Origin of the sequence: Hymenobacter coccineus, assembly GCF_001816125.1 — a bacterium.
Classification (GTDB): Bacteria; Bacteroidota; Bacteroidia; order Cytophagales; family Hymenobacteraceae; genus Hymenobacter; species Hymenobacter coccineus.
In genome coordinates this window covers 1-8,695 of the sequence record NZ_MDZA01000096.1, presented here as the reverse complement: position 1 = coordinate 8,695, position 8,695 = coordinate 1, and the positions used below count along the sequence as shown (strand labels likewise).

Here is an 8,695-nt window from a genome sequence, read left to right as displayed (position 1 = left end):
TGGTGCTCGACAACTTGCGCGGGCACAAAGAACTTGCGCGGGCACAAAGCGCCCGGCCTGGCCGAGGCCGTCGCCGCCTGCGGCGCCCGCCGGCTGTTTCTGCCGGCTGTTTCTGTCGCCTTGCTGGCCCGACTTTACGCCCGTTGAACTGGCCTTCAGCAAGCTCAAACCCCGCCGGCGCACCGCCCAGGCCCGCACCCGCGATGCCGTGGCCCAGGCGTTGCGAACGGCCCGGGACTGGCTAAGTGACACCGACGCAAAAAACTGGTTTGACCACTGCGCCTATCATGTACACTGACCCCGAATCTGCTCTAAGCACAGACTCTTGATCAACACAGGAATAGCTGTCAGCTCTTGGCCTTTGCCAACCACCGCTACCTGTCCTAGGCTTAGGCCCTGCTGCGTGGCAAAAGCACTGACTACGTGTAATGGCCCTTGGGCCCGCCCACGGTCAAAGGAGCGGTGCACCGTCTTGCCATCGATGGCGAATACTTCGCGCGGCAGGGGTGGGGCAGCGCTGGCTATCCACCGGCGGAAGCACTGCTCCAGTCCCTGCGGGTCGACTAGCGAGAACACGCGCCGGAACGTGTCGTGGGAGGCACTACCGTGGGGTAAATCCAGGAAAGTGGCCAACCAAGTGTGCTCCATCCGCCCGTAGTCGGCGATGTCCTGTCCACCCACGTTTCGGCACCGGCTACCACGGCACACACAGCGATGACGAGCAGGTTAAGCAAGCGGTGCCGGGTGCGGCCGGCGCACCGTGGGTCGGGTAAGGTGGCGAAGGAAGTAACTGGTTGACTGAGCATAAAGACCTTAGCAATGCCTAAAAAGGTAAAGGTCAGCTCCTGTCACTCTGGCTACGGTTTGATGCGTAAGTCCTGACAGTTGGCTGGGGCGCAAATCGGTGGAGATGATGCGCCCCACCAACGGTAAAAAGAGCCGCGCGCTGATGCACCTCAACCCCCTGGGTAGTCGCCTGGGCCGCGAGGAACTGACCGAGTTTGACCGGCACCAAGCGCGCCTGTTGGAACTGCGAGTCCTGGTCCGAACCGCAAACCTCGATCGGAAAGTGGTGCCCGCAGAATTTTTTCGCCCGGGCAATGTTGAAACCAAAGTTATCCTGCGCGAACAGACGGCCCCCGCCTACCCGCCCCTGGTGCTGAGTGAACTTATTCAACGCCTTGATTCACCAGGACTTTCTGGCCCAAGGCGTTTCGCCGCAAATCGACGTGTTCGAAAACCGCATCGAAATCACCAACCCGGGCCAGCCCCTGATTGACGAGCGCCGCTTCCTCGACCACGCCCCGCGCAGCCGCAACGAACTATTGGCCGGGGCCATGCGGCAATTGGACATGTGCGAAGAGCGCGGCAGCGGCATCGACAAAGTGGTGCAGGAATGCGAGGAGCACCACTTGCTCGCGCCCCGCTTCGAGGCTTCCGAGCAATTTACCCGCGTGGTGCTGTTCAGCGCGCGTTCGTTCAGCGAGATGGACCGGCAGGATAAAGTCCGCGCTTGCTACCAACACGCCTGCCTCAAGCAAGTATCGGGGGAGAGCATGACCAACCAGTCCCTGCGCGAGCGGCTCGGCATTGCTGAATCCAACTACCCCGCTGCTTCCCGCATTATCACGGACACGATGACGGCCGGCTTGCTCAAACCGGTCGACCCGACCAGCAAATCCAGGAAGCATGCGCGCTACTTGCCTTACTGGGCGTAAGCCGATAATCATGCTCCAATAAAGGTCAATAAAATAAGGCCGAAAAAAGTGCATCTACGCGCTGGAAATGCCCCCATCAAAAGCATCCAATAAGGGCCCCCCAATTTAGCAAAGGCCATTCTCGACCACACCAAGCCACTGGGTTGGCAGTGCGCAGTACCGCTTGGGGCCCCAGTTTCGCTGAACCAGCATTTGCGCTCACCTTTGCGGTCCACTAGCCAAGACCCACCCGGGATGAACGTAACGGAGCAAGCAGAAAGAGCCTACCTGGAGGAAATTAAGGAGCGGCTGGCGCTGGCGATTAAGCGTGGCGACGACGTCGTCAAGCAGTTTTCGAACGAGCTCCGGGAGAAAAAACAGTACATCCACGAGCACCAGTCCAGCATGGACGACGCGGACATGGTCGCCGCCGACCAGTCCATCAACCGCATGGCGTTTACGGGCGAGGCCGCCGTGGCCCGGAAACGGAGACTGCTCAAACTGGGGCAATCCCCCTACTTTGGCCGCCTGGATTTCACCCCGCAAGGCAAGCAAAAAGCCGCCGTGTACATCGGCATCTATTCCTTTTTGGATGAGCAGCAGCGCCAGAACCTAATTTACGATTGGCGGGCCCCCATCTCTTCCATGTTCTACGATTATGAGCTGGGCGGGGCCGCTTACACCACCCCTTCCGGCACGATTCAGGGCACCATTGGCCTCAAGCGCCAGTACAAGATCCGCGACGGCCGCCTGGAGTTCATGCTCGAAAACGACGTGAACATTCACGACGATGTGCTGCAGCGCGAACTGGCTAAGTCCTCCGACGACAAGCTGAAAAACATCGTCGCCACCATTCAGCGGGACCAGAACGCGGTGATTCGCAACGAAACCGCGTCGGTGATGGTCATCCAGGGCGTGGCGGGCTCGGGCAAAACGTCGATTGCCTTGCACCGCATTGCGTTCCTGCTCTACCGCTACCGGGAAACCATTGCCGCCAAAGACATCCTGATTATTTCGCCCAACAAAGTCTTTGCGGATTACATCTCGAGCGTTTTGCCCGAGCTAGGGGAAGAATACATTCCCGAGCTGGGCATGGAAGAACTGGCCGCCGACTTGCTCGACCGCCAGTACGCGTTCCAAACCTTCTTCGAGCAAGTATCCGCGCTACTCGAGCACCCCGACCCTGCTTTCGTCGAACGCATCCGGTTCAAGTCAACGGGGGAGTTCCTGCGCCAGCTGAACCAGTATTTGCTACACGTGGAGAACAACTACTTCACTTACAGCGAGCTGCGGGTTGGCAAAACGGTCGTCCCGTTGCCCATTATCCTGGCAAAGTTCAAGACTTACCACCGGGTGCCGGTACTGAAACGCTTTGCGCTGGTGGCCCAGGAGGTGCGCGATTACGTGCGGGACGCCACCCGCCGGAAGCTGACCGGCCCGGAGAAAGCCACCATCGGCGAGGCCATTCCCCGCATGTTCAAGTTCCACCAGGTGCTGGACCTTTACCAGGATTTTTACCGCTGGCTGGGCCGCCCCGAGCTGTTTCGCTACGACCACCGCCGGGACCTGGAGTACGCGGACGTCTTCGCCCTGATCTACCTGCGGCTCCGGCTGGAAGGCATTAGCGCCTACGAGCAGGTAAAACACTTGGTCGTGGACGAGATGCAGGACTACACCCCCGTGCAGTACGCGGTGTTGGCCCGCGTGTTTTCTTGCCGCAAAACCATTTTGGGCGACGTGAGCCAAACGGTTAACCCCTACAGCGCCTCCTCCGCCGAAACCATCGAGCGCGTGTTCCCGCAAGCCGAGGTCATCCAGCTGTTTCGCAGCTACCGCTCAACCTTGGAAATTACGGCCTTTGCGCAGCGCATTACGCCCAACCCTGCCCTCATTCCCCTGGAAAGGCACGGGCCGGAGCCCCTGGTGACGCGCTTCGACAACCAGGCCGAAGAGCTGCAAGCCATTCAGCAGCTGGTCGCCACCTTTCAAAGCGGCGGTAACCAGTCCCTGGGCATCATCTGCAAAACCCTGCGGCAGGCCACCGAGGTGCACCAGGCGCTGCAAGCGCCCGGCGTGCAGTTGCTCACGGCTGAGTCCACGACTTTTACCGAAGGCGTCATCATCACCACGGCCCATTTGGCCAAAGGGCTCGAATTTGACGAGGTCGTTGTCCCCTTTGCCGACGCCCGCACTTACCGGACGGAGGTGGACAGGGGAATGCTCTACATCGCGTGCACCCGGGCCATGCACCGACTCACGCTGACGCATTCCCGGCCTGTTACGGCTTTCTTAGCGGCCCATGCTGGAAATGATGCGCGCGAAAAATAACCAATAGTTATTTCTGGACTTTTGTGGCAGCGGCACAGCTAATCCAACCCACTCGGAAGCCGACTAATTGGGGCCCCACCGGGTAGGCCGACGGTAAGCAGCGCACTGCCTCGGTCTGGCAAGCCGGCCGTTTGGCGATGATCCATCCACGGCCACTCCTGCGCCCTATTGAATGCTGAAGCGGTAAGTTCCTGCCTCCACGCGGTACGTGCGCAGCGGGCCTTCGTTCTGTACCACGTGGACGTTGGTCGAGGTAGCACCCACTGGCTGGCCGTCCACCGTCACCCGTTGCACGGCGGCTACGGGCAGCGTGAGGGTGGCCGTGGTGCTGGGGGGCACCGTGCAGGTGTACTCCACGCGGGGCCCTACTTTTTGCCAGGCCGAGCGAATGATGCCGTAGGGGCCCTGGTGGGACGCTTCGAACTGGTTGAGCCCGGCCACGAAGTGCGGCGCCAGCACCACGTTTTTGAAGCCGGGCTGCTGGGGGTCGGGCTGGATGCCGGCCAGTCCTTTATACAGCCAGGCCCCTATTTCGCCGAACATGATGTGGTTGAGGGAGATGTCGCTTTTGGCGTCCAGGGGCCAGTTTTCGTGCAGGGTCGTGGCGCCGTTCACAATCCACCAGCCCCACGAGGGGTAGGTTTCCTGGGCGGCCAGGCGGTAGGCCACGTCGGCCTGGCCGTTGTCGCTCAGGGCCCCCAGGATGGCCTTGGTGCCGAGCAGGCCCACGTCGAGGTGGAAGTTGTCGGCGGCTACGCGGCTAGCCAGGTTGGCCGCTACTTTTTGCTTGAGCTCGTCGGGCACCACGCCCCAGTACAGCGGCACGCTCAGCTCGGTTTGCACGCCGCTGCCGTAGAGGTTGGTGCTGCGGTTGAGGTACTTGGCGTTGATGGCGGCGCGGATTTTGGCGGCTAGCGCGGCATAGCGGGCGTGGTCGGCGGGGTGGCCGAGCAGCTGCGCGGCCTGGGCCAGAATGCGGGCGTCGGCGAAGTAATAAACAGACGAGGTGAGCTCCACCGGCGCCTTCGATTTCACCGGCACCCAGTCGCCCAGGCCCCAGTTGGTCAGGCCGTTGGGGCTCTGCTCGGCAATGTGGTCCACGTAGCGCCGGAGGTTGTCGTAGCAGTCGGCCAGCGGCTTGGTATCGCCGTAAAACAGGTAGAGGTTCCAGGGGATGATGGCGATGGTGCTGGTCCAGTCCGGGCCGTTGCCCCACTCGTAGCCCCAGCCGTCGCTCGGGATGATGCTGGGCAGCACGCCGTTGGGCTGCTGCTCGTCGCGGTGGTCGGCCAGCCATTTCTCGTACACCGTGATGCCGTCGAAGTTGTAGAGGCCGGTTTCGCTGGCGATGTGGGCGTCGCCGGTCCAGCCGTTTTTCTCGCGCTGCGGGCAGTCGGTGGGGTAGCCGAACAGGTTGGACAGGTACGAGTTATTCGTGGCCGCCCAGATTTTATCAATGGTCGGATTAGCCGAGCGCACCTGTCCCACCGGCGCCACGTCGCTGTGCATGAAGTAGCCGGTGAGGCTCGCCGCCGTGAGGGCCACCGGCCGGCTGCTGGTCACCTCCACGTACTGAAATCCTTTGTAGTTGAACCGCGGCATGAACGTCTCCTCGCTCCGGCCGCTGAGCGTAAAAATATCGGTCTGGAACGGGTCGCTCTTGTCGGTGGGCCGGTAGTGCACGTCGATGTTCGACTGGTCCACGTGGCCGTTGGGGTACAGCCGCTCGGCGTGCCGCAGGTGCAGCACGGTGCCCGCAGGGCCCTGGGCCGTGAGCTGGCTGACGCCGGCAATATTACGTCCCAGGTCGAACACGTAGGTGGTGTCGTTCAGCTTGTTGACGGTTTGGGCGGGCACCGGCGCCACGTTGCGAATGGGCGCCAGGGCCTGGGCCACAATGTGCTGGGACGGCGCGTCGCGGTAGATGACGGGCTTCCACTTGGCATCGTCGAAGCCTGGGGCGTCCCAGCCGGGCTGCTCCAGGCGGGCGTCGTAGTGCTCGGCCGTGTAGATGCTGTTGAACACCAGGGGCCCCAGGGCCGTCTTCCAGTCGGTACCCGAGCGGATGGTTTCCACGGTGCCGTCGGTGTAGGTGAGGCGCAGGTCGAGGCAAAACGCGGGCCGGTTGCGCCACGGCGCCGCGTGGAAGTCCCACACCGCCGTGGACTGGTGGTTGTACCAGCCGTTGCCCAGCAGCACGCCCACCGCGTTTTGGCCGGGGCGCAGGTAGGCCGTCACGTCGTGCGTGACGTAGAGCGTGCGCCGGTCGAAGCGGGTGTACATCGGGTCGAGGCGGTGGTTGCCCACCTTGTGGCCGTTGATGGACAGCTCGTAGAGCCCGGCCACGGCCACGTAGGCCCGCGCCGACCGGAGTTGCCGGGGCACCTGGAAGGCCTTGCGGAAGTACGGGGCGGGCCGCAGGTTCTTGTCCTGCGAGTCACTAATCCAGGCGCCCAGCCAGTTCTTTTGGTCCATCAGGCCCATTTCGAAGCTGGCCACGGCGCTGGTGGCGGCCAGGGCCCCCACCTTGTTCCACACCTTCACGCGCCAGAAATACTTGGTGTATGGCCGCAGCGCCGGCCCGGCGTAGGGCACCCGCTGCTGGGCCGACGTGGTTTTGGCGAGGGCCCACACTACCCCCTTGCCCTGGCTCACAGCCGCCGAATCGGTGCCCACAACCAGCTGGTAGGCTGCCTGGCCCGCGCCGCGCCGGGCATCGGCCAGCCGCCACGCCAGCCGGGGATGGGGCGCGTCGAGGCCGAGCGGGTTGGGCAGGTATTCGCACTGCAACCCTACCGGGGTGCCGGGGGCCTGGGCTTGCGCGGTGAGGCAGCTACCGGGCAACCAACCAAGAAAACCGACGCAAAAAGCAGGGATCAAACGAGCCGCGGGCAGAAAACGGTAAACGAGCATGGCGGGTGCAGCAGCACAAAAGGTTAGGAGCCGATGGCCCCGGCAATAACGGGCAGAATCGAGCCAATAAACGCGGAGCCGGCTGGGATAGCCCTTCCCCCTGCGCCGTGCCCCAGCCTCAGCGCGGGGCCAGGGCGGCCGTGGCCTTGGGGGCCCATTCCGTCGTGAAGTGGTACTGCCCCGACCCTACTTGCACCGGCAGGTAGCCGTCCTGGGCGGGGCCGGCTTGCAGGCCCTTGTTAGCGTCGAGCCGGCGGTTGCCTTCGCGCACCGAGCCGGGGTTGGTGGTGGGCAAGTACACGGTGGCCGTGGCGTTGGGCGGCACGGTCACGTCGAGGGCCAGCTGGTCGCCGCTGGTTTGCCAGTGCGCGCGGGTGGCGCCGTACACGGTTTCGAGCGCGGCCGTGGCCTGCGTGAAGCCGCCCCCCAGCTGGGGCCGCACGGTGAAGGTGCGGTAGCCCGGGGCCCCCACGTTCAGCCCCGCCACCGTGGTGTACAGCCAGTGGCCAATGGCCCCGTAGGCGTAGTGGTTGAAGGAGGTCATCGACGGCGGGGCGAAAGTGCTGTCGGGCCGCATCGAGTTCCAGCGTTCCCACACGGTGGTGGCGCCCATCGTCACGGGGTACAGCCACGAAGGATACGTCTTCTGCAACAGCAGCTTGTAGGCCACGTCGGCGTGGCCGAAGCGGCTCAGCACCTGGCACAGGTAGGGCGTGCCGAGGAAGCCCGTGGTGAGGTGGTTGTCGTAGTCGGCCACGTTCAGGGCCAGGCGGTCGGCGGCCTGGGCACGCAGGTTTTCGGGCAGCATGTCGAAGTGCAGGGCCAGCACGTAGGCCGTTTGGGTGTTCGACATCAGGGCCCCGCCGGGCGTCACGTACTCGCGCAAATAGGCAGCTTTGATGCGCTGGAGCAGGGCCGTGTAGGTGGCCACGTCGTCGGTTTTGCCCAGCACGGTGGCCGCGTCGAGCATGATTTGGGTGGAATGGGCCCAGAAGCACTGCGCAATTAGGGCGTGGCTGGTCACGGCCGAGCGGCCCGCGTTGTCGTCGTCAAGGTCGTAGGCCAGCCAGTCGCCGAACTGAAAGCCGGTGTCCCAGAGGTCGTTGCGGCTGCGGTCCTGGATGTATTTCACCCACGCCTTCATGCTCGGGTACTGCACGGCCAGCGTCCGGCGGTCGCCGAACAGGGCGTACAAATCCCAGGGAATGACGGTGGCCGCGTCGGACCAGCCGGCGGCCCCAGTGAGGTTTTTGCCCGACGTGAAGGGCATGCTGGGCACCACGAACGGCACCGCCCCGTCGGGGCCCTGGTCGGCGGCCAGGTCGCGCAGCCACTTGGCAAAGAAGCTGTTGGTATTGCGGTTGAAGGCCGCCGTGCTGCTGAACACTTCCGCGTCGCCGGTCCAGCCCAGGCGCTCGTCGCGCTGGGGGCAGTCGGTGGGCACGTCCAGGAAGTTGCCCTTCTGCCCCCACTGGATGTTGCTCTGCAGCTGGTTGATGAGGGGGTCGGAGCAGCTGAACGAGCCCGTGGCCGGCATGTCGGAGTACAGGGCCACGGCCGTAAAATCTTCCGGCTTGGGGGCCCCGGGGTAAGCATCGATGCGCAGGTAGCGGAAACCGTGGAACGTGAAATGCGGCTCCAGGGCCTCGTCCTGGCCCGTGCCGCGCAGGTAGTACGTGTCCTCGGCCGAGGCCGAGCGCAGGTTATCGGTGTAGAAGTTGCCGCGCTTGTCCAGCACCTCCGAGTGCGAAAGCGTC

General features: G+C 63.6%; 6 protein-coding genes. 2 read left to right on the top strand and 4 right to left on the bottom strand.

What is annotated here, in order from left to right; translation table 11 throughout:
* Positions 1-285 precede the first annotated feature (285 nt).
* Positions 286-681 (bottom strand): ISAs1 family transposase, encoded by a 396-nt coding sequence (locus BEN49_RS30845; protein ID WP_070742364.1) that lies wholly within the window; start codon positions 679-681, stop codon positions 286-288.
* Positions 564-806 carry a transposase family protein gene (locus BEN49_RS30840; protein ID WP_083325859.1) on the bottom strand — a complete coding sequence of 81 codons (243 nt, stop codon included), beginning with the start codon at positions 804-806 and terminating at the stop codon, positions 564-566. The genes BEN49_RS30845 and BEN49_RS30840 overlap by 118 nt, the downstream gene beginning before the upstream one ends.
* A 357-nt stretch (positions 807-1,163) precedes the next feature.
* Between BEN49_RS30840 and BEN49_RS07135 the strand changes: the two genes are divergently transcribed.
* Complete coding sequence (locus BEN49_RS07135; RefSeq protein ID WP_083325858.1) at positions 1,164-1,718, top strand: ATP-binding protein; 555 nt, start codon at positions 1,164-1,166, stop codon at positions 1,716-1,718.
* Between the two features lie 234 nt (positions 1,719-1,952).
* Positions 1,953-4,025: a HelD family protein gene (locus BEN49_RS07130; protein WP_070742361.1), complete on the top strand. Its 2,073-nt coding sequence runs from the start codon at positions 1,953-1,955 to the stop codon at positions 4,023-4,025.
* Between the two features lie 165 nt (positions 4,026-4,190).
* Here BEN49_RS07130 and BEN49_RS07125 read toward each other — a convergent pair whose 3' ends face one another.
* Both BEN49_RS07125 and BEN49_RS07120 read right to left on the bottom strand, forming a co-directional pair.
* On the bottom strand, positions 4,191-6,869 hold the full coding sequence (locus tag BEN49_RS07125; RefSeq protein WP_239691854.1) for an alpha-L-rhamnosidase: 2,679 nt from the start codon (positions 6,867-6,869) through the stop codon (positions 4,191-4,193).
* A 187-nt stretch (positions 6,870-7,056) separates the two neighbouring features.
* Positions 7,057-8,695 (bottom strand): family 78 glycoside hydrolase catalytic domain (locus BEN49_RS07120; protein ID WP_158022779.1); only part of this gene is annotated, 1,639 nt, incomplete at its 5' end.